Annotated in this window: 17 protein-coding genes; 6 read left to right on the forward strand and 11 right to left on the reverse strand. The window is 70.7% G+C overall.

Features of this window, described 5'->3' with window-relative positions:
• Positions 1-84 precede the first annotated feature (84 nt).
• Both FLX08_RS34845 and FLX08_RS34850 read left to right on the forward strand, forming a co-directional pair.
• Complete coding sequence (locus FLX08_RS34845; protein WP_142624525.1) at positions 85-2,331, forward strand: glycoside hydrolase family 3 C-terminal domain-containing protein; 2,247 nt, start codon at positions 85-87, stop codon at positions 2,329-2,331.
• 220 nt (positions 2,332-2,551) lie between these two features.
• Positions 2,552-4,768, forward strand: a complete 2,217-nt coding sequence (locus tag FLX08_RS34850; protein ID WP_244313114.1) for a glycoside hydrolase domain-containing protein — start codon at positions 2,552-2,554, stop codon at positions 4,766-4,768.
• Positions 4,769-4,878: 110 nt separating this feature from the next.
• On the opposite strand, the gene FLX08_RS34855 is transcribed toward FLX08_RS34850, so the two are convergent.
• From FLX08_RS34855 to FLX08_RS34875, 5 genes are all read right to left on the reverse strand, one after another.
• Positions 4,879-5,844 (reverse strand): ABC transporter permease, encoded by a 966-nt coding sequence (locus FLX08_RS34855; protein WP_142624526.1) that lies wholly within the window; start codon positions 5,842-5,844, stop codon positions 4,879-4,881.
• Positions 5,841-6,791, reverse strand: a complete 951-nt coding sequence (locus FLX08_RS34860; RefSeq protein WP_142624527.1) for an ABC transporter permease — start codon at positions 6,789-6,791, stop codon at positions 5,841-5,843. The genes FLX08_RS34855 and FLX08_RS34860 overlap by 4 nt, the downstream gene beginning before the upstream one ends.
• On the reverse strand, positions 6,784-8,313 hold the full coding sequence (locus tag FLX08_RS34865; RefSeq protein ID WP_244313115.1) for a sugar ABC transporter ATP-binding protein: 1,530 nt from the start codon (positions 8,311-8,313) through the stop codon (positions 6,784-6,786). Before FLX08_RS34865 ends, FLX08_RS34860 begins: the two co-directional genes overlap by 8 nt.
• Positions 8,314-8,428: 115 nt before the next feature.
• Complete coding sequence (locus FLX08_RS34870; RefSeq protein ID WP_142624529.1) at positions 8,429-9,499, reverse strand: ABC transporter substrate-binding protein; 1,071 nt, start codon at positions 9,497-9,499, stop codon at positions 8,429-8,431.
• Positions 9,500-9,680: 181 nt separating this feature from the next.
• Positions 9,681-12,230 carry a PA14 domain-containing protein gene (locus FLX08_RS34875; RefSeq protein ID WP_208761858.1) on the reverse strand — a complete coding sequence of 850 codons (2,550 nt, stop codon included), beginning with the start codon at positions 12,228-12,230 and terminating at the stop codon, positions 9,681-9,683.
• 341 nt (positions 12,231-12,571) lie between these two features.
• Between FLX08_RS34875 and FLX08_RS34880 the strand changes: the two genes are divergently transcribed.
• Positions 12,572-13,372, forward strand: a complete 801-nt coding sequence (locus FLX08_RS34880) for a DeoR/GlpR family DNA-binding transcription regulator (RefSeq protein ID WP_208761859.1) — start codon at positions 12,572-12,574, stop codon at positions 13,370-13,372.
• 66 nt (positions 13,373-13,438) lie between these two features.
• Positions 13,439-14,935, forward strand: coding sequence for a sugar ABC transporter ATP-binding protein (locus FLX08_RS34885; protein ID WP_244313116.1), 1,497 nt, complete (start codon positions 13,439-13,441; stop codon positions 14,933-14,935).
• A 61-nt stretch (positions 14,936-14,996) separates the two neighbouring features.
• Here FLX08_RS34885 and FLX08_RS40980 read toward each other — a convergent pair whose 3' ends face one another.
• The gene (locus tag FLX08_RS40980; protein WP_167530689.1) at positions 14,997-15,182 is read right to left on the reverse strand and encodes a hypothetical protein; all 186 of its coding nucleotides are present in this window, start codon (positions 15,180-15,182) and stop codon (positions 14,997-14,999) included.
• Positions 15,183-15,345: 163 nt separating this feature from the next.
• On the opposite strand from FLX08_RS40980, the gene FLX08_RS34890 reads away from it, so the two are divergent.
• Positions 15,346-16,164 (forward strand): SAM-dependent methyltransferase, encoded by an 819-nt coding sequence (locus tag FLX08_RS34890; RefSeq protein ID WP_244313117.1) that lies wholly within the window; start codon positions 15,346-15,348, stop codon positions 16,162-16,164.
• 144 nt (positions 16,165-16,308) lie between these two features.
• Here the strand turns inward: FLX08_RS34890 and FLX08_RS34895 are convergent, their stop codons facing one another.
• The 3 genes from FLX08_RS34895 to FLX08_RS34905 form a co-directional block, all read right to left on the reverse strand.
• Positions 16,309-17,559 (reverse strand): ROK family transcriptional regulator, encoded by a 1,251-nt coding sequence (locus FLX08_RS34895; protein ID WP_208761860.1) that lies wholly within the window; start codon positions 17,557-17,559, stop codon positions 16,309-16,311.
• 1,024 nt (positions 17,560-18,583) lie between these two features.
• Positions 18,584-18,973: a hypothetical protein gene (locus tag FLX08_RS34900; RefSeq protein WP_142624533.1), complete on the reverse strand. Its 390-nt coding sequence runs from the start codon at positions 18,971-18,973 to the stop codon at positions 18,584-18,586.
• 274 nt (positions 18,974-19,247) lie between these two features.
• Positions 19,248-19,658: a YchJ family protein gene (locus FLX08_RS34905; RefSeq protein WP_142624534.1), complete on the reverse strand. Its 411-nt coding sequence runs from the start codon at positions 19,656-19,658 to the stop codon at positions 19,248-19,250.
• A gap of 336 nt (positions 19,659-19,994) precedes the next feature.
• Between FLX08_RS34905 and FLX08_RS40985 the strand changes: the two genes are divergently transcribed.
• On the forward strand, positions 19,995-20,138 hold the full coding sequence (locus tag FLX08_RS40985) for a hypothetical protein (RefSeq protein ID WP_167530692.1): 144 nt from the start codon (positions 19,995-19,997) through the stop codon (positions 20,136-20,138).
• 69 nt (positions 20,139-20,207) lie between these two features.
• On the opposite strand, the gene FLX08_RS34910 is transcribed toward FLX08_RS40985, so the two are convergent.
• Both FLX08_RS34910 and FLX08_RS34915 read right to left on the reverse strand, forming a co-directional pair.
• Positions 20,208-20,618 carry a hypothetical protein gene (locus tag FLX08_RS34910; RefSeq protein ID WP_142624535.1) on the reverse strand — a complete coding sequence of 137 codons (411 nt, stop codon included), beginning with the start codon at positions 20,616-20,618 and terminating at the stop codon, positions 20,208-20,210.
• Between the two features lie 163 nt (positions 20,619-20,781).
• Positions 20,782-21,264, reverse strand: a complete 483-nt coding sequence (locus FLX08_RS34915; protein ID WP_142624536.1) for a hypothetical protein — start codon at positions 21,262-21,264, stop codon at positions 20,782-20,784.
• Between the last annotated feature and the right edge of the window lie 152 nt (positions 21,265-21,416).

Raw genomic sequence — 21,416 nt, forward strand, 5'->3', positions numbered from 1 at the left:
GGATCGCACCGCCGCTCCTTGTCTGCCGCTGCTCCCTTCCGGGGCAGGAAACACTGTGAACTCTCCCCGTGAAAGGAGCTCTCGATGGCCCGGACCGACCTCGACGCGCTCACCCTGAACGCGCTCACCCTGGAGCAGAGGGCCTCGCTGCTGTCGGGCCGGGACTTCTGGACGACCAAGGCGCTCGAGGAGGCCGGGATTCCGTCCATCACGCTGTGCGACGGGCCGCACGGCGTACGCCGTGAGGCCGGCGGCTCCGACCACCTCGGCCTGAACGAGAGCATCCCCGCCACCTGCTTCCCGCCCGCGGTGGCGGTCGGGTCGAGCTGGGACCCCGAGGTGGCCGCCCGGATCGGCGCCGCGGTCGGCCGGGAGGGCCGTGCCCTCGGCGTGGCGGTCGTGCTCGGCCCCGGCGTGAACATCAAGCGCTCGCCCCTGTGCGGGCGCAACTTCGAGTACTACTCGGAAGATCCCCTGCTCTCCGGCGTGCTGGCGGCGGCGCACGTCTCGGCGCTGCAGGCCGAGGGGCCCGGCGCGTCGGTCAAGCACTTCGCCGCCAACAACCAGGAGACCGAGCGCATGCGGGTCAGCGCCGACGTGGACGAGCGCACGCTGCGCGAGATCTACTTCCCCGCGTTCGAGCGGGTGGTCACGCAGGCCAGGCCCGCCACCGTGATGTGCTCCTACAACCGCGTCAACGGCGTCCACGCCTCGCAGAACCGGTGGCTGCTCACCGACGTCCTGCGCCGCGAGTGGGGCTTCACCGGCGTGGTCGTCTCCGACTGGGGCGCGGTGCAGGACCGGGTCGCCGCGCTGGCCGCTGGCCTCGACCTCGAAATGCCGGGCACCGGCGGCGCGAGCGACCGGCGCATCGTGGACGCCGTCCGCGCGGGCGAGCTCGACGAGGCCGCGGTGAACGCGAGCGTGCGCCGCGTCGTCGCGCTCACCCAGCGCTACAGCGGTGTCACCGGCGCGTTCGACGCCGACGCCCATCACGCGCTCGCCCGCGAGCTCGCCGCCGAATGCGCCGTGCTGCTCAAGAACGAGGACGGCACGCTCCCCCTCTCGGCGGAGGCCCGCATCGCCGTGATCGGCGAGTTCGCCGCCACGCCGAGGTTCCAGGGCGGCGGCAGCTCCCACATCAACGCCACCCGGGTCGACGCGGCGCTCGACGCGATCCGCGCCCACGCCCCGGACGCCGCCTACGCCCCGGGGTTCACCCTGGACGGATCGGGCGACGCGCGGGAGCTTCGCGAGGCGGCGGCCGAGACCGCGGCGTCCGCCGACGTCGCGATCGTCTTCGCCGGTCTGGGCGAGCGGGAGGAGTCGGAGGGCTTCGACCGGGAGACCATCGGCCTGCCCGCCGTCCAGGTCGAGCTGATCCGCGCGGTCGCCGCGGCGGCCCGCCGTACGGTGGTCGTCCTGTCCAACGGCGGCGTCGTCTCCCTGGAGGGCTGGCACGACGACGTCGACGCCGTGCTGGAGGGCTGGCTGCTCGGCCAGGCGGGCGGCTCCGCCGTCGCCGACCTCCTCTTCGGTGTCGTGAACCCCTCCGGGCGCCTCGCCGAGAGCATCCCGGTGCGGCTGCAGGACACGCCGAGCTACCTCAACTTCCCGGGCGAGGCCGGGCACGTGCGCTACGGCGAGGGCGTCATGGTCGGCTACCGCTACTACGAGACGGTCGAGCTGCCCGTGCGCTACCCCTTCGGCCACGGCCTGAGCTACACGACGTTCGCGACCGACGGCCTCACCGTCACCCGTACGGGCGACGACAGGGCGGCCGTCACCGTGCGGGTGACCAACACCGGCGACCGGGCGGGCAAGCACGTGGTGCAGGTCTACGTGTCCACCACCGCCGGCCCCGTACGGCGGCCCGCCCGGGAGCTGCGGGCCTTCACGAAGGTCTCCCTCGCCCCCGGCGAGTCGCGCCTGGTCACCCTTCACCTCGACCGCCGGGCGTTCGCCTACTACGACGTCCGGCTCGGCCGGTGGGTCGTCGCGCCGGGCGACTACACGATCCAGATCGGTGAGAACGCCTCGTCCGTCGTGGCCGAGACGACGATCAGCCTCGGCGGCGACACCCTCGTCCCCGTGGTGTCGCTCGACTCGACGCTCGGCGAGTGGCTCTCCCACCCGCTCGCCGGGCCCGCCCTCATGCGGGTCCTCACCGGCGGGAAGAGCGCGCGGCCCGAGGAGGATGACGAGAACGGGCTGCGGATGGCCTCGTCGATGCCGATGGGACGGTTCCTGTCCTTCGCCGGCATCGACATTCCCCACGCGACCCTGCGGGAACTGGTTGCCCTGGGCTGCTCGGACGGCCCGGCGGCCTGAGCCGCCTGGCATTTCCGGCGCATTTTTGGATTTATGCCGCCGACAAATCACCTTTCCGGATATGACAACCGAATATCGATAATGAACCGTTGACAGGATCGCACCGCATAGGGACGATCCAGATAATCCTCCGCATCTCAGGCGCAGGGGCTCGTAGCACCACACCTCGGCAAGAGCATCAAATGCCACATCAGGCCGGGAATCGGTACGGGAGAGTGCGATGGACGAAATGGTGCTCCGAGCACAACGGTTCATCAACACGATCTACGGCAACGTGCCCGGCATCACCAAGGTCGCGGAAGACGGCATAACCGGCTGGGCGACGATGGGCGCGCTGACCCGGTGCCTGCAGCACGAGCTGGGCATCACCGCACTGTCCGACAAGTTCGGCCAGACCACCATGTCCACCCTCCAGAGCACGTGGCCGTCCATCGGTCCCGGCACCGGGGCCCCGGCGAACCTGGTCCGGATCGTCCAGTCAGGGTTGTACTGCAAGGGCTATGACGGCGGGCAGATCGACGGGATCTTCAACGATCGTGTCGCCGCCGCCGTCCAGAAGCTCAAGTCCGATGCGGGCGTGAGCGGCGTATATCCGGGCGCCGATATGGTGCCGAAGGTGTTCAAGGCGCTGCTGAACATGGACGCCTATGTCGTCGTCAGCGGTGGAAACCCCGTTGTCCGGTCCATCCAGCAGTGGATGAACGATCGCTATGTGAATCGCGCCGGATTCTTCATCGTCCCCTGCGACGGACATTTTTCCAGGGACGTCCAGAAAGCATTGATGCTGGCCGTCCAGTTCGAGCTGGGAATGAGCGATTCCGACGCCACCGGAGTGTTCGGGCCCGCCACCCAGGCCGGCCTCAAGGCCAACACTCTCTCCGTGGGCTCCTCCGGCCCTTGGGTGCGGCTGTTCTCCGCGGCGATGGTGTTCAACAGGCGTGACGGCGTCACCTTCACCGGCACCTTCGATTCCCACCTGTCCAGACAGGTCAGGAAATTTCAGGCGTTCGTCAAGTTACCCGTCACCGGCAAGGGGGATTTCCAGACCTGGGCCTCCCTGCTTGTCTCCACCGGAGACGCGACGCGTAAGGGCAGCGCCTTCGACTGCGTGACGGAGATCACCCCGGCGCGCGCCGACGCGCTCATAGCCGCCGGCTACCGCATCGCGGGCCGCTACCTGTGCAACGTGCCGGACACCACGTTGAACAAGATGATCCAGCCGGGCGAGCTCGCGGTGCTGGCCGCGAAGGGCCTGCGCGTCTTCCCCATCTACCAGACCTCGGGTGAATCCGTCGACTACTTCCGGTACGCCCAGGGCGTCGTCGACGCATTCGCCGCGATCGAGTGGGCCCGCCGTCACGGATTCAGATCCGGCACGCGGATCTATTTCGCCGTGGATTTCGACGCGCTGGACCATCAGGTGACGTCGAATGTCATTCCGCACTTCCGCGGAATCGCGAACATGATGAACGAGCACGCCAGAGGCTACAAGGTCGGCATCTACGGACCCCGCAACGTCTGCAGCCGGGTGAGTGCCATGGGCCTGACGTCGGCGAGCTTCGTCTCCGACATGTCCTCGGGATATTCCGGCAACCTCGGCTACCCCATGCCCGCCGACTGGGCGTTCGACCAGATCGCCACGATCACTGTCGGCTCCGCTGCGGGGAAGATCCAGATCGACGACAACATCGCCTCGGGACTCGACGAGGGCCAGAGCAGATTCAACCCCGGCACGGTCGCGACCGGCCTCGACGTCGGCTTCGACATGAGCAAGAGAGGCGCACTGCTCCAGGACGCACGGAACTACCTGGCAAGCATCGGCGTTCCGGAGGAAGGTGGCAGCGATCTGTTCGACAAGGACAACGCCACCCTGGGCTGCAACACCACGACCGAGGCGTTCGACATCACGCTGACCCACGACAAGCTGATCACCGGTCTGGCGCGCCGGCTGAAGATGCGCAAGGCGCTGATCCAGGCCCCGATCCTGTGGGAGATCCGCAAGTGGAATCCCGCGGACCTGGCGGCCGACAACCTCGTGCGAAGTCACTACACCGGCGGCCCGATCGGCACGAACGACTGCAGCACCGGGCCGGCACAGATCTTCGCCGCGACGGCGATCAAAGCCCGCAATCACGCGATCCAGAAGGGCATCATCAGCGGCGCCATCCTGGACCCCGCCGACGAGACCGACCTCTGGGCCGTCTGGCAGAAGCTGCAGGACCCTTCGTACAACATCACCACCGTGGCGTACGTCCACATCTGGGGAGCCGCCGAGATAGGCGTCGCGCGCCCCGGCCTCGCCACCGGCGAAAACAACACCCGCCGGATTCTGGCGCGATACAACGGCGTCAACGCCGCCGCCGAGCAGTACGGCCGCGAGCTTCTCGGCCTCTACAAGGTGTTCGAGAAGTACAACGCGCCCCTCCGCGCCGGCTAAGCGCTCCGGCCGCGCGTCCGGTCGCACAGGGACCCGTACGACTGGACGCGCGGCCTTCCACGCACGCGTGCGGCGAGCGAGCGAGCGTGTGGTGTCTGCCGGGCGCGGGGTCAGCCGAGCCGTTGGGCTCTGCCGAGCAGCCGCTGGGCCACCACGACCAGGGCGAGGAACAGCCCGCTGACCACCTGCTGGAAGGCCGACGTCAGGTTGCCCACCTGGTTGATCAGGCTCTGGATCACCCCGAGCAGGAGCACGCCCGCGATGGTGCCGGTGATGCCGCCCGCTCCCCCGGTCAGCAGCGTGCCGCCGATCACCACGGCGGCGATCACGTCGAGCTCCAGGCCGATGCCGAGGATCGTGACGCCGGAGGACAGCCGGGCCGCGTTCAGCACCCCGGCGAGGCCCGCGAGCAGGCCCGACATCAGATAGACGTAGACCTTCGTCCGCGCCACCGGCACGCCCATCAGCGCGGCCCCCGGCTCGTTGCCCCCGACCGCGTAGACGTTCTGGCCGAAGGCCGTCCGCTGGAGCAGGACCATGGCGGCCACCGCCAGGAGCGCCGTGATGTAGACCGGCCAGGTCAGGCCGAGCAGGCCGCCCTGCCCGAGCCGCGCGAACGCGGAGTCCTTCACGAGATAGGTGGTCGCGCCCTCGTCGGAGATCGCCAGCATCAGCCCGCGCACGCCCAGCATCCCGGCCAGGGTGACGATGAACGGCGCCATGCCCGTCCTGGCGATGAGCAGCCCCTGGAGGAGCCCGACCAGTCCGCACGCGGCGAGCGGCAGCGCCAGCGCGACGAACAGCCCGTACTGCGAGCCGTACGCCGCGAGGACCCCGCCGAACACGAACAGCGACCCCACCGACAGGTCGATGCCGCCACTGATGATCACGAAGGTCATGCCGATCGCGATGATCGCGGTGAACGAGGAGGAGACCACGATGCTCGCGGCGTTGCCCGCCGTGGCGAAGGAGTCGAAGGCGATGCTGCCGACGATCGCCAGCGCCGCCAGCACCATCAGCGCCCCGTGCTGCTGGAGGACGCGGCTCACCTGCTCGCGTCCGGGCGATCGGGTCATCGGGTTCCTCGCTCCCTGGTGGCGTAAACGGCGGCCAGGATGATGACCGCCTGCACGATCTGCGTCCACGACTGCGGCAGGTTGTGCTTGATGAGGGTGGCCGACAGCAGCTGCATGAGCAGCGCGCCCATGACCGTGCTGAGCACCCGGATCCGTCCGCCGCTCAGCGGCGTGCCGCCCACCACCACGGCCGTGATGGCCGACAGCTCGATGAACAGGCCTAGTGAGGTCGGATCGCTCGCCTGGAGCCGCGCGGTCGCGAGCACGCCGGCCAGTGCGGCCAGCACGCCCGAGATCACGTAGACGAGCAGCAGCACCCGGCGGACGGGCAGCCCGGACAGCTCGCTGGCCGCGCGGTTGCCGCCGATCGCGACCACCTGCCTGCCGAACGTCGTCCTGCGGACCAGGAACGCCATGAGCAGCGTCAGCACGGCCGCGATGACGACGATGACCGGCACGCCGGACAGCGAGGCGCTGCCGAGCGCGATCAGGTCGGGGTTGCGAAACTCGACGAGCTGCGGCACGAGCACGTTGGCCAGGCCCCGGACGCCGACCAGCAGCGCGAGCGTGGCCACGATCGGCTGCACGCCCACGTAGGCGACCAGCGCGCCGCCCGCCGTCCCGGCCACCGCGCCGCCGGCGAGGGCGACCAGGAGCGCCGGCCACGCGCCGTACCCGAGGTAGAGCGCGACGAGCGCGGCGGCGAGCGACATGACCGAGCCGACCGACAGGTCGATGCCCTGCGTGCCGATGACCAGCGCCATGCCGAGCGACACGATCACGATCGGGGCGACCTGCACGAGCTGCGTGCGGAAGTTCGCCACGTCGAGGAAGTGGGGGGTGAACAGCACGTTGAACAGCAGCAGGACGCCGACCGCGGCGTAGACGCCGTACTCCTGCGCCCAGGCGAGCACCCGTCGCCCGGGCGGTGCGACCGCTTCAGCCATCGGACTCCGCTCCTCGTTCGGCGATGGACGCCATGATCTTGTCTTCCGTCACGTCGTCGCCGGACAGCTCGCCGACGACTTCGCCCTCGCGCAGCACCAGGATCCGGTCGGCGCCCTCCACCAGCTCCTCCAGGTCAGACGAGATCAGTAACACGCCCAGGCCCTCCTCGGCCAGCTCGTCCACGAGGGCCTGCACCTCGGCCTTGGCGCCGACGTCGATGCCGCGGGTGGGCTCGTCCAGCAGGAGGATCTTCGGCCGGATGGCCAGCCACCGCGCGAGCAGCACCTTCTGCTGGTTGCCGCCGGACAGCTCCTGCACCGGCTGGTCCGGCGAGGCCGCCTTGATCCTGAGCCGGCGCATGAACACGTCGACGATCTTGTCGATCTTGGCGTCGGAGACGACGCCGGCCCGCGACAGCGACGGCAGGGCGGCGAGCGCGATGTTCTCCCTCACCGACAGCGCCGGGATGATGCCCTCGGCCTTGCGGTCCTCGGGCAGCAGGCTGACCCCGGCCCTGATCGCCGCCGTGGTCGAGCCGGTGCGCAGCGGCCGGCCGGCCACGACCACCCGGCCGGCGTCCAGCGGAAGCGCGCCCACGATCCCCTTGGCCGTCTCGCTGCGGCCCGCTCCCAGCAGCCCGCCGAGGCCGACGACCTCACCCGGCCACACCGAGACGTCCACCCCGCGCAGCACCTGCCGCCGGGTCAGCCCCTCGGCCCGTACGGCGGGCTGGGCGCCGTCCCGGTCGCGGGCCTGGCGGCGGTCGCGGGAGAACCGGGTCAGGCCGCCGGTCCTGACCTCGTCGAGGTCGCGGCCCAGCATCAGGGCGATGAGCTTCAGCCGTTCGAGCTCGGCGAGCGGGCCCGTGTGCGCGACTCGCCCGTCGCGCAGCACCGTCACCCGGTCGCACACCTCATACAGCTCGTCGAGCCGGTGGCTGACGTAGACGACGGCGATACCGTCGTCCTTCAGCTTCCTGATCACCGAGAACAGCGTCTCGACCTCGCGCGGTTCCAGGGACGAGGTGGGCTCGTCCATGATGACCACGCGGGCGTCGATCGCCACGGCCCTGGCCAGGGCGACCATCTGCTGGACGCCCATGCCGAGGGTGCGCAGCGGGCGGCGTACGTCGGTGACGACGCCATAGCCGGCGAGGATCCGCTCCGCCTCGCCGTACATCCTGGCGGTGTCGATGACGCCCAGGCGTCCGCGCGGCTCGCGCCCCAGCATGAGGTTGCGGGCCACGCTCATCATCGGGACGAGGTTGACCTCCTGGTAGATGGTCGAGATCCCGGCGCGCTGCGCGTCGAGCGGCGTCCCGAAGGCCGTCGGCGAACCGTTGTAGATCAGCTCACCGCCGTCCGGGCGGTGGACGCCGGTGAAGACCTTGATCAGCGTGGACTTGCCCGCGCCGTTCTCGCCCACGAGGGCGTGCACCTCGCCGGGGAGGAGGGCGAGGGACACGCCGTCGAGGGCCACCACGCCGGGAAAGCGCTTGCTGATCTGCCTGGCCTCGAGCACCGGTGCAGCGGACTGGCTCAATGAGTTCCCTTCCTCGCGCGGGCCTCCGCACGCGACGGCGCGCGGAGGCCCGGGACGCCCGCGGGCTGTCGCGGGCGTTCATGGCTGTGGCAGGTCAGTAGGCCTCGCCGAGGGACGCCTCGGCGTTGGAGCCGTCGTATTCGCGGTCGGAGATGATGACCTTGTCCGGGATCGGCCGGCCGTCCAGGAACTTCTGCGCGGTCTCGAAGGCGAGCGGCCCGAACCTGGGGTTGGACTCGACGACCGCGTGCAGCCAGCCGTCGGCGATGGCCTGGACGGCGCTGCGGGTGCCGTCCACTGACACGATCTTGATGGCGCCCGGGTCCTTGCCTGCGCCCTTCAGCGCGGTCACCGCGCCCAGCGCCATCTCGTCGTTCTCGGCGTAGATGCCGTTGATGTCCGGGTTCGACTGGATGAGCTGCTCGGTGACCTGCTGGCCCTTCTCCCGGGCGAACTCGCCGGTCTGCTCGAAGGAGATCTGGATGTCGGGCGCCTTCTCCTTGATCCGGTCCTTGAAGCCGTTGGTGCGCTCGGTGGTGACGTTGTTGCCGGGGGCGCCGAGCAGGATCGCCACCTTGCCCTTGCCGCCCAGCGCGTTGATCATCTGGTCGGCGGCCCGCTTGCCCTGCTCGTAGAAGTCGGAGCCGATGAACGTCAGGTAGTCGCTGCACGGCTTGGCGTTGATCTTGCGGTCGACCGTGATGATGGGGATCTTCTTGGCGGCGGCCTGCTGGAGCACCGGCTCCCAGCCGTCGGAGTTCAGCGGCGCGATGACCAGCAGTTTCACGCCCTGGGCGATGAGCTGCTGCACGTCGGTGATCTGCTTGGAGAACTGCGACTGCGCGTTGGTGACCTTGAGGTCGGCGATGCCGAGCTTGGCCGCCTCGTCCTTGATGGACTTGGTCTCCGCGATGCGGAACGGGTTGGCCTCCTTCTCCGACTGGGAGAAGCCGACCGTGGCGGTCTTCAGGTCGAACCTGGTGCCGCCGAACTGGTCGAGCGTGCAGGTCGGGCCGGACGAGCCCGCCGGGGTCTGCACCACCTGCTGCTGCGCGGACGCCGCCTCACTCGGGCCCGCCACGGCCTGGGTCTCCGACTTGGCGCAGCCGGCCGCGCCGAGCAGCACGGCGAGGGCGACGAGGGCCGTGCGGGGATATGGCTTCATGATGATCCTTCTTGCGGTCGGGGGGGTCCCACGGCGGTCCTGCCGTCCGGCGGACGACACGCCGCGGAGAGGTGGGGGGTGGGGGTGGCGGCCCGGACATGTCGTCCGGGCCGCCGTGGTGACGCGGGCCTGGCCTGGCCGTCGGCAGGCGGGCCGAGGAGTCAGGCCCGGCGATCGGTGATTACGCGCAGGCCGGGAGGATCTCTCCGGTGAGCGCCGTGTTGGCGTCGTGGAGGCGCTTGACGTCCGGCTTGGTCACGGCCCTGTCGTAGGTCATCAGGCCGTTGATCTCGGTCTCCACATCGGTCGTCTGGGTGTAGACGGCCGCGCTCAGGCCGTTGCAGGCGTGCAGCGTGCGCAGGGCCTCGTCCATCTCCAGGAAGCGCTTGGTCAGCGCCTCGGAGTCGGCCTCCACCGCATAGCCCCAGCCGCCGCCCGTCCAGGTGTGGCCGACCACGGGCAGGGCGAGCCCGCCGTACTCGCCGAGCACGGAGGCCCGGAAGAAGCCGGGCCGGCCGGGGCTGCCGGGTCCGGGATAGATGTGGTAGTCCATCACGTCGCCGTTGCCGCCGTCCTGAGAGCCGCAGCAGTTGATGCCGCTCATGTTGTTCACGAGCCGGGAGGGGTCCAGCTCCTTGACGTAGTCGGCGATCCTGGAGACGTCATACTGGCCCCAGCTCTCGTTGAACGGCACCCACATCACGATCGACGGGCTGCTGCGGTGCTGGTCCACCATCGCCCGCAGCTCGCTCTCGAACTGCTGCTTGTCCGCCGCGGTCGGCGAGCCGTTCGTCGACGGCATGTCCTGCCAGACGAGCAGGCCCAGCTTGTCGGCGTACGCGTACCAGCGGTCGGACTCGACCTTCATGTGCTTGCGCACCATGTTGAAGCCGAGCGCCTTGGTCTGCTCCAGGTCGTAGCGCAGGGCCTCGTCGGTCGGCGCGGTGAAGATGCCGTCCGGCCAGTAGCCCTGGTCGAGCGGGCCGAACTGGAAGACCGGCTTGCCGTTGAGCAGCACGCGGGTCGTGCCGTTCACCCGGCCGACCGAGATGGAGCGCATGCCGAAGTAGCTCTCCACCTTGTCGCCGCCCTTGAGCTCGACCGTGAGGTCGTACAGGTAGGGGTCGCGGGGCGTCCAGAGGTGCGGATCCGGGATGGGCACGGCCAGTTCCTTGCCCACCGGGCCGCTGACCTTGCCGATGACGCGCTTGCCGGCGCGGGCGGTGACGACGGCGGTGGCGTCGCCGCTCGCCTTGACCTTCACCCGCAACGACTGCCCGAGCACCTCGGGGATCGTGTCCACGGCCTCGATGTGGGTCCTGTCGACGGGCTCCATCCAGACCGTCTGCCAGATGCCGGACGCCGGGGTGTACCAGATGCCGCCCGGATTCAGGGTCTGCTTGCCCTTGGGCTGGCCGCCCGCGCCGGTCGGGTCGCTCACGCCCACGACCAGCTCCTGCGGGCCCTTCCCGGTGAGCGCGTCGGTCACGTCCACGGTGAACCGGTCGAAGCCGCCCTTGTGCGTGCCGGCCTGCTTGCCGTTGACGTAGACGACCGACTCGTAGTCCACGGCGTCGAGGTGCAGCAGGACGCGGTCCTTCTTCCAGGAGGCCGGCACCTCGAAGGTGCGGCGATACCACATGCGCTCCTCGTGGCGGCCGATGCCCGACAGGCTCGACTCCACCGGGTAGGGCACGACGATCCGCTCGGCGAGGTCGCGGCCGAAGGGCGGCGCCTCACCCTCCGTGGCGGCGGCGAACTGCCAGGTGCCGTTGAGGTTCTGCCAGCGGTCGCGGACGAGCTGCGGGCGGGGATAGTCGGGCAGCGGCCTGTTCGCGTCCACCTTGCCGGACCAGCGGGTCTTCAGCACATAGGTGGAGGCGTTGGACACCGGCACCCACGCGAACGCCTCGATCGCGCCGCCGTCCGCCGTGGCGAGGCCGCCGTCGCCGTCATAGGAGGCCCGGATGTCGGTGGCGAGGCGGGGGATCGGGAAGGCGAGCTTCAGCTTGACCTTCGTGGTCCCGTCAAGGGCGGCCGAGGCGACCTGCCACTTCGTGCCGGCGACCGTCAGGCCGAAGTGCTCGGCGACGCCGGCGGGCAGCGCCGCGAGCGCGGTGTCGCCGAAGTCGAGGGTGGCGGTGTCGCCCGCCGCGTCGACGGCGACGCCGTCGGGGCCCGGCGGGTCGAAGCCCTCGGGCAGGTAGAACGCGTCCGCCGGCACGGCCTGCTTGGGCTGGCTGGCGCTCTGCCAGCGCAGGTGGAGGTTGGCGCCGCCGTAGTGCTCGAAATACTCGACCTTGACGTCGTACTTCCGGCCCGCCTCCAGAGTGATCGGGGTGCCGGTCTGCTCCTTGTCCCAGTCGTCCACCCAGTGGTCGATGACGAGGCTGTCGTCCACCCAGAGCCGGAAGCCGTTGTCGCCGATGATCGAGAAGGTGTACGCCTCGGAGTACGCGGGCTGGATGCGGCCCGTCCACCGCACGGTGACGTCGTCCTCCCGCCCGGTCAGCGAGGTGAAGACCGGGTTGAGGTCGGGCAGCTCCAGATCGGGATCGATCACGGTGGCCTTGAGCTGGGCGAAGTCGAACTTCCCAGCCGCCGAGGACAGGTAGTAGTCGCCGCGCAGGCCGTGCCGCTCGGCGCCGGCGGCGGTCGCGGGCCCCGGCCCCGCGACCTGCCAGACGGCGCCGAGAACGACGGCCAGCAATAAGAGGATGGGCTTTCTCACAGGGATCCTTTCCTGCGGGCAGGCGCGGGCGGGCACGCCGTACGGCGCGGGCCCCGTCCGCCGGCGACATCGTGCGCTCCGCACGGCGCGCCGGCGACCACCTGCCATGACATGGGGGGAGGGTCGAGATCGGAGCCGCGGACAGGGGACACGCGGAGAACGTGCCTTCCGACCGGGACCGATCAGATTCGGACAGGATCGAGTCGGTTATCGCCCTCAAATAAGCACCGCAGGCCCCGATCGGTCAAGGGATCAGATCAAATTCGTTCATTTCCGGTCAGCCGTGCGGCGCTTTGGCTGGTCGACTATGATCGAAACCGGTCACAGCGGAGGGTGAGGGCGTGGTCGACACGGACAGCGACGGGCGCCGGCCCGTGTTCGCGGCCGAGCGCCGCCAGCGCATCCTGGAGTTGGTGCGGGCCAACGGCGCCGTCTCGCTGCGCGAGCTCGCCCAGGCGGTGCAGTCGTCGGAGGTCACCGTGCGCCGCGATCTGCGCGCGCTGGAGTCGGAGGGCCTGCTCAACCGCCACCACGGCGGCGCCACCCTGCCCGGCGACCTGAACCGGGAGGCCAGCTACGTCCAGAAGGTGACGCTCTCCTCGGCGGAGAAGTCGGCCATCGCCGACCTGGCCGCGTCGCTGGTGGAGGACGGGGACGCGATCGTCGTCGGCCCGGGGACCACCACCCAGGAGTTCGCCCGCAGGCTGAGCAGGCACACCGAGCTGGCCGTGGTGACCAACTCGCTGCTGGTCGCGCAGGCCCTCGCCAACTCCCCGCGCATCGAGGTGATGCTGACCGGCGGCACGCTGCGCGGGCCCATCCTCGCCCTCGTCGGCAGCGCGGCCGAGCGGTCCCTCGCCGGGCTGCGCGTGCGCCGGGCCTTCATCTCCGGCAACGGGCTCACCGCCGACCGCGGCCTGTCGACCCCGAACATGCAGGTCGCCTGCGTCGACCAGGCACTTGCCGCCGCCGCGGAGGAGGTGGTCGTGCTGGCCGACCACACCAAGATCGGCGTCGACGCGATGGTGCAGACCGTGTCGGCCGAGCAGATCGACCATCTGGTCACCGACGACGCCGCCCCGCGCGACGTGCTCGACGAGCTGGGCGGCAAGGGCGTCCGCCTGCACGTTGCTCAGATTTGATCGAATGTGACGGCCTCGTTACGGGTTTGTTTCCTATCGGGCTCACCATTCGAGGCGGAGGCAACCGTGCTGCAGGCCGCAGGTATTTGCAAGAGCTTTCAAGGCGCGCCCGCGCTCGACCACGTCACCCTGGCCCTGCGGGCCGGGGAGGTCCACGCGCTCGTCGGCGGCAACGGCGCGGGCAAGTCCACTCTGGTCAAGGTGCTCTCGGGAGTGTGCAGGCCGGACTCCGGCCGGCTGCGCTTCCTCGGTGAGGAGATCGCCCTCTCCTCCCCCACTGAGGCGGCCCGGCTCGGGATCGCCACGATCCACCAGGACGCCGGGCTCGTCCCCACGATGAGCATCGCCGCCAACCTGTTCCTCGGCCGGGAGCCGCGGGGGCGCTTCGGCCTGATCGACTTCGCCGCCATGCATGCGCGGGCCGCCGAGCTGCTGTCCTCCTACGGCCTGCACGCCGACCCGCGCCGGCCGCTCGGCTCGCTCGGCGACGGCGCGCGTCAGCTCGTCGCCCTGGCCCGGGCCGCGTCCGCGGACGCTCGGCTCGTCGTGATGGACGAGCCCGCCTCCTCACTGGAGCGCGACGAGCTGGACGTCCTGTTCGGCGCGATCTCCCGGCTCCGCGACGAGGGCCGGGCGGTGCTGTACGTCACCCACCGGCTCGACGAGCTCTACGAGATCTGCGACCGGGTGACCGTGCTGCGTGAGGGGCGGGTCGTGCACACCGGGCCGCTCGCCGGCCTCGACCGCCGCAGGCTGGTCTCGCTCCTGCTCGGCCGGCCCTTCCACGCCGAGCGGGCCGACGCCGCCGTCACCGGCGAGTCGCCCGGCCCGCCCGCGGACGAGCCCCTGCTCGAAGCCCGCGGGCTGACCCGCCGCCACGTGCTCCGCGACGTGTCCCTCGCCCTGCGTACGGGGGAGGTCGTCGGCCTCGGCGGGCTGCGCGGCGCGGGGCGCAGCGAGACCGCGAAGGCGATCGCGGGCGCGCTGCGGGTGGACGCCGGCCAGGTGACGATCGCGGGCGCGCCCGCGGGCAAGTGGTCGATCAGGAACGCGATCCGCGCCGGTGTCGGGCTCGTGCCGGAGAACCGCCGGGTCGAGGGCATCGTGCCGACCCTGTCGGTGCGCGACAACATCGCGCTGGCCGCGCTCCCCCGCCTGTCGCGCGCGGGGATCGTCTCCGACGCGCACCTCGACCGGATCGTCGACACGTTCATGCGGCGGCTGGGAATCCAGGCCGTCTCGCCCCGGCAGGCGGCCGGGGAGCTGTCCGGCGGCAACCAGCAGAAGGTGCTGCTGGCCCGCTGGCTGGCGATGCATCCGAAGGTGCTGCTGCTCGACGAGCCCAGCCGGGGTGTCGACATCACGACCAAGATGGCCATGCGGTCGCTCCTCGACGACCTGGCGGTGGACGGGCTGGCGATCCTGCTGATCTCCTCCGACGTCTCGGAGCTGGTGGAGAACTGCGACAGCGTGGTGGTCCTGCGCGACGGCGCGGTCGTGGGCGAGCTGGCCGGCCCCGAGGTCAGCGAAGACCGCATCATGGGCGCCCTCGCCGCCGGCTGAGTCTCCCCTGTCGGCACGGGGGCGTGCCCGGCGTGCCATAACCCGCGCCGGGAACCTCTCCTCAGCGGCCGGCGCGGCGGCGGACCATCGAGACGAAGTCGGCCGCGGCGACGACCGCGAGCACGGTCGCGACGAAGGCCGCCACGAACAGCCCCGCCGCGTACGCCGTGATCGCGATGAAGACACACACGACCAGCCCGAAGGTGGCCAGCACCATCCGCAGCCCGAGAGCGCCGCGCGGCTCCATCCCGTCACCTCCCCTCGCGTCAATCCCTACCCAGGCGAAGGGCATTTGCATAGGCACATACGACATTGCCGATTGTCGGATCAGATGGTCAAAAACGGCACTCGCCTCTCTAGGATGGACCTCGTCCCATGCCGCGTACCGACCCACCAGTGGAGGACAGAGCGTGCACGAGGAGCAGGCGCCCGCGTGGGTGGTGGACCCCGGCACGCCGAGCGTGGCCCGGATGTACGACTACTACCTGGGCGGCAAGGACAACTTCGCGTCCGACCGCGAGGCCGCCGAGAAGATCATCTCCATCCTGCCCAACGCCCGCGACGTCGCCCGGACCAACCGCGCCTTCCTCATGCGGGCCGTACGGCACCTGGCGCGGGCGGGCATCCGGCAGTTCCTCGACATCGGCACGGGGCTGCCGACGCAGGAGAACGTCCACCAGGTGGCGCAGGCCGAGGCGCCGGACTCCCGGGTCGTCTACGTCGACAACGACCCGATCGTGCTCGCCCACGCACGCGCCCTGCTCGCCGACAACCCCCGCTCGATCGTGATCAACGGCGACCTGCGCAAACCGGAGTCGATCCTCGGCCACCCCGGCGTCCTGACCCACCTCGACTTCACCAAGCCGATCGCCTTGATCATGCTGGCCGTCCTCCACTTCGTGACCGACGACGCGGAGGCGGCGCGCGTCGTCGGCGCGTTCCGCGAGCCGCTCGTCCCGGGCAGCCACCTGGTGGTCTCCCACATCAGCCAGGGCGACCTGGACGAGGACGCGGTCAGGCGGGGCCGCGACGTCTACACCGCGACCACCGCGGGCGGCATCGTGCCGCGCACCAGGGACCAGGTCCGCGGCTTCCTCGACGGCCTCCACATGCTGGAGCCCGGCGTCGTGCCGCTGCACCTGTGGCGGCCCGAGGCCGTGGAGCCCGCATGGGACGGCAAGCCGGGAGGCGGCATCATCGGCGGCGTCGGCCTCGTGCCCGGCCCCTGACCGGTCGCCGGCGACGCCGCCGAGTTCGTCCGTCCTGTCCCCTGGGCGGAACTGCCGCCTGCCCCCGAGCGGACCGGCCGGGGGCACGACCCCCGTGCGGTGCCGCGCCCTTAGGCGGCCCGCCCCCCGTGCGGTGCCGCGCCCTTAGAGCGCCACCGCCCGCTTCCGGGGCGCCGCGCGGTGGTGCGCCGTACGGCGCCGCATCTCCGCGAGCACGTCGAGAGGGTTGGCCAGGAGCCTGGAGAAGGCCAGCTCCGCGGCGCCGACCAGCGTGACGTCGTCGCCGAGCGCCGACACCCGCAGCCGCACCTGCTCGCGGGAGATCAGCATCGCGTTCGTCTCCACCCTGCGCCCGACCTGCGCCGCCGAACCCGGGTACACGTCCCGCAGCATCCCTCCGAAGATCACCATGCCGGGGTTGAAGAGGTTGATCAGGTTGGCCACGCCGATGCCCAGCCAGTCCCCGATCCGGTGCAGCGCCTCCTCGGCCGCCGCGTCCCCCCGTCCGGCGGCCTCGACCACGGCGCGCACGCCCTCGCGGCCGCTCAGCTCGCCCGAACGGCCCGCCGCCTCGATCAGGGCGTGCTCGCCGACCTCCGCCTCCAGGCAGCCGCGCGAGCCGCACATGCAGGGCCGCCCGTCGTACGGGTTCACCACCATGTGCCCGAGCTCGCACCCGTAGCCGCCGTCGCCGCCGAGTAGCTTGCCGCCGACGATGATTCCGCCGCCCACGCCGACGTCGCCGTGCAGGTAGATCAGGTTGTCGAAGCCGCGGCCGACGCCGCGGTCGCGCTCGGCCAGCGCGCCCAGGTGGGCCTCGTTGCCGACGAGCACCGGCAGCCCCAGCCGGGAGCCGAGCTCGACGCCGAACGCCTGGTCCACCCACCCGACGTAGGGTCCGTATCGCACCGTGCCGTCGTCGGGCCGGATCATGCCGCAGTAGGCCGCGCCGACCCCGACGCACACCGAGCCCGCGCGGGCGCCGCGCCGCAGCTCGCGGCCGAAGCCCGCGAGCACGCCGACGACGTCCTCCAGGTCGGCGCCCGTACGCTGCCGGGCGGCCTCCCTGCGGTCGAGGATCTCCCCGCCCAGTCCCACGCGGGCCGCGACCAGGCGGTCGACCCGGACGTCGAAGGCCAGCACGTGCGCCCGGTCGCGCTCCGGGCGGACCACCAGCGACGGCCGGCCCGCCCTGCCGGTGTCTCCGGGCAGTTCCTCGCTGACCAGGCCCGCCGCGGACAGCTCGGCGGTCAGCGCCATGATCGTGCTGCGGTTCAGGCCCATCCGGTCGGCCAGCTCGGAACGGGAGAGCGCCCCGGCCAGGTGCACGTGCCGCAGCAGATCGCCGAGGTTGCGCCGGCGCATCTCCTCTTGGGACCGACCGGCTTTCGACATGGTGCGCAGATCCTGACGACTCGGAGGGGTCCTCGTTGGCGGGCCGTGGACGGGAGGACAGGGCCGAAACCCTTTCCTGTCTTGAGATTACCAACGGAGGCGCCCTCGGCGGAGGCCCGCGTTTACCGGCCTGCCCGCTCGCCGTGATCCGCCGGGGCCGCGCGGCCCCGATTCCGTGCCGCCTGAAGGCCGGTCCCCCGCCTGGCCGCGGAGACCGCCGCCTGCCGGGCCGCCGCTCCCGCACGCGTCGCCGTACCTCCAGGACTCGCCGTTCCGGCACGCGTCGCCGTTCCCACAGGGGATCCCGTTTTCGAACGCGTCGCCGCGCCTCCACGGTTCGCCGTTCCCACTTTGGGCCCCGCGCCTCCACGGGTCGCCGCTCTCGCTTTGGGCCTCGCCTGCGGGGCCGCGACCGGGGCCGGCGTGGGTGAGGGCGCCGCCGAGGGCATGCCGAGCGCCTGCGCGATGTCGCATCCACGATTGCCCCGGCACATCGCGTTCTGGATGCCGGTCCCGCCGGTCGCGACGTTGATCATGACCTGCTGCGTACCGCGGATGGTAGTGGTGCTCGACGCGGTGAGCCCGGACTCGGCCGCGTCCCTGACGGCCCGCGCGGCCCGTTGCCCGGGCTCCTGTGGCCCGGGCTCGTGTGGCCCGGGCTCGTGTGGGCCGGACTCGTGTGGCCCGGACTCCTGGTGGCGCGGCGTCTCCCGCCCGGGGGTGCGTGTGGCCTCGGCGGCAGGGCCCGCGGGGGCCAGCGCCGCCACGACCGACGCGCAGGCGAGGAGACCGAGACCGATCTTCCTCATGGCCGTCCCGCCGTACCGCTGACACTTCATCGCGCGCTCCCGCCCGTCACCGCCACAACGCTCCGGGCCGCCCCTTTTCGCCCAGGAGTTTTTCAGGCTAGTGACGCGACGGATACCCGCGCCCGATCCGCGCGGCGTCTTACGGCATCATTGCCATATCAGTCAGCACGCTCCCTCATTCGTGGAATACACGACCCACGCGTAGTCGAAGGCGATCACCATCCATTGGAAGTGATGGGCATGTTCTGCCGGATGTTGCACTTCCTCGGGCCGGGGCCGCAGAAGGCGCCCTGGGTGCTGATGCGCCCGCCGTTCGTGATGCCGGTCTGCTGCTGGCCGATCATGAAGGTCGGGGCGAACACGCCGTTGAGATTCTGGTTGAACCTGCCGTTGCCCGACTTGAACTGCCGCGCCGTGGCGGTACCACCGGACGCCACCTGGCCTCCGCCGTCCCCGTGGCCGTTGGCCCTCATCGGAGCACGGCTTCGGGACTGCGTGAACGCGCTCGCATCCTGGGCAGCGGCGCTCCACGCGATCGCGGCCACCAGAGCAGCCAGCGTCAGCCTGCGGGCCGTCAGGGCCCCGAGCGGCCGGGAGCGGGACATGCAGCGGCGAGACATCGTGGAACGCACCTACCTACCAAGGCCATGCGGCAATGGGCTTTCGTCGCGGACATAAGCAACGTTGACCTCATACCCCGCATCATGGTCCCGGCCCCGCTCATGCCAAGCGCGGCATGGATCATGGCACATTTTTTGTCGCTATGCCTTCCGGCCGGACATCAGGCGTTCAGGCCCTCAAATGCCACTATTCGCATAAATCCGGAAAGTGCCGTTTCTGGCGATCCGGCCTTCGCCAGGGCTCATTCCTTCGGGCGGCTTATTCGCCGACGGCGTCGAGATAGACCCAGGCGCCTTCATGGCGGACGAAGCGGCTCTGCTCCCGCATCTCGCCGGGCTGTCCCCGGTAGTCGTAGCGGGCGCGGAAGGTGACGGTGCCGTCGGTGTGGATCGGGCTCCCGCCCGTGGCCGCCTCGACCTCCAGTCCGGTCCACCGCATGCCCGGGTCGAAATCGACCCGCCCGGGGCGGGTGGAGGGATGCCAGGTTCGCAGCAGGTATGCCTCGTCCTCGACCGCGAACGCGGAGAAGCGCGAACGCATCAGCGCCTCGGCCGTCGGCGCGGACTGTCCCGCGTGAAACCGGCCGCAGCAGTCGCCGTAGACGGCAGGCAGGCCACAGGGACAGGGCTCGCCGGCGCGCGGCCGGCGGGAACGAGAGGTGCGGCTCACCCCGCGAGGCTATCGTCCCCGGCCGAGCGCTCGCCCCGCCGTCCCAGCCTCTTCGCCTGGGCCATACGGACATCGTGGTCCGCAGCCCTTTCCCGGCCGCCTACGCCTCTTCGCCGGACCATGCGGACACCGCTCGGTGCGCCTTTCCGACCGTCCAAGGACCCGGCAGCATCCGTACGCCTTCCATCAGGCGTTTCGCATGGCGGCGGGCCGAGTGTCGGCTCCACCCGGCCCGCCTTCACGGGACCCCCGATCTCATGTCCAGGAGACCCGCTTAATGAGACTGTACAAAGAGTCGTCGCAGGCGTCCTGACCGCCACCGCGGCGATCGGCACCGTGGTGATCGGCACGGTGGTGATCGGCACCGTGGTGACGCGGCCCGCGCTCACCGAGACCGCCGCCGGCGCCGTTCGCGCCGAGAAGCTGGGCGATCCTCGCTACCGGGAGATTCTCGGCGAGAGTAATCGACTTCCCCGTTAGGGTGCCGTGATTCGCGCCCTGAAACGCGCCCTGAAACGCGCCAGGCCAGGCTCCCGGTCATGCCCCAGGTCACCTGGCCTCACGGCTTCCAGAAACTCCAGGTGCGGGCCACGCGTCTTCCGCCACCCGCGTCTCCCACCGACGCACGTAGTCCCGGAACCCGGTCTCCGTCCGCGGCATGTCCAGCCACTCCTGAGCCGCGAGCCTGAACTCGCGCATGGCCAGGGCGTCGGTGCCGGCCCCGTAGTCGACGGGCCAGCCGTCGAGGATGTCGTCGATTTCCATCCAGGCGCGGTAGAGCCCGGCCACCCCCCACAGGTGCTCGAAGTACGGCGGCTCCGTACAGTGCCACGCCGCTTCGAGGACCAAGCCGCGCATCTGCTCCACATCCCCGCTGACGAGGACGCCCCGCATGAGCGGATCGATCTTCGCGGCGAACCCCGCGAGCAGCTCCAGATCCACAGGCCCGAGATCGGTCATGACTCCAGCATCGCAAGAGGTGCCGAAGTGCTTACGGCCGGCGCGGCCCGGGACTTGCGACGAGGTCCCCGGCGTCGGGGGTTCACGGTGGAACCGTACGCCGGGGACCTCGCCGTTCAGCCGTCCCGCGCCGCTGCCGGCGCGTGCCCGTCGCGGAATCGGCTCAGTTGTAGGGGTTGTCGTAGGTGTAGCTGCTCTTCGTCCGCGTCTGGTACTGGCCGTTGCTGCCGAACCATCCGCCGGTCACGTCGAAGCGGACGTTGCCGACGGTGCTGCCGAAGTTCACCTCGCTGTTGTAGACGGCGGTCTGCTGGCACCCGGGAAGGCTCGTCGAGCCGGTCTGGGTCGGCCAGGACGTGCTCGTGCCGTTGACGACCACCCGGAACGAGGGCGCGGGGTAGGCGTGCTGCCAGCACAGGGTCAGCGAGTAGCGATACTTCGTGTTCCCGTCGTCGAACGCCACCGTGCCCTGGAGGAGGGCCAGCTGCGTCGCGTTGCCGTCGTTGCTCACCAACTGCAGGTAGACCGGCTGGTCGGCGCTGTACGCCGCGTGCGCGGGGCTGAGCGGCAGGAGCGCGGCGGCCGTCGCCGCGATGGCCATGGCGATCGACGTCGTCAGCCGACGTCCTCGCGAGCGTGCGATCAATTCACACCTCATCCGTTGCAGGAGTGCCGAGTGCCCGGAGGCTATGCGACATGCACGGACCTATCCAGAGCGGCGACCCCGGGGGCTCGATCCGGTCGGGCGTTAACACCCCGCTCCGGTGGACCCTGGGAACGCCGTTCCGCCGCAACCAG

Origin of the sequence: Microbispora hainanensis (genome assembly GCF_006874475.1) — a bacterium.
GTDB classification, from domain to species: Bacteria; Actinomycetota; Actinomycetes; order Streptosporangiales; family Streptosporangiaceae; genus Microbispora; species Microbispora hainanensis.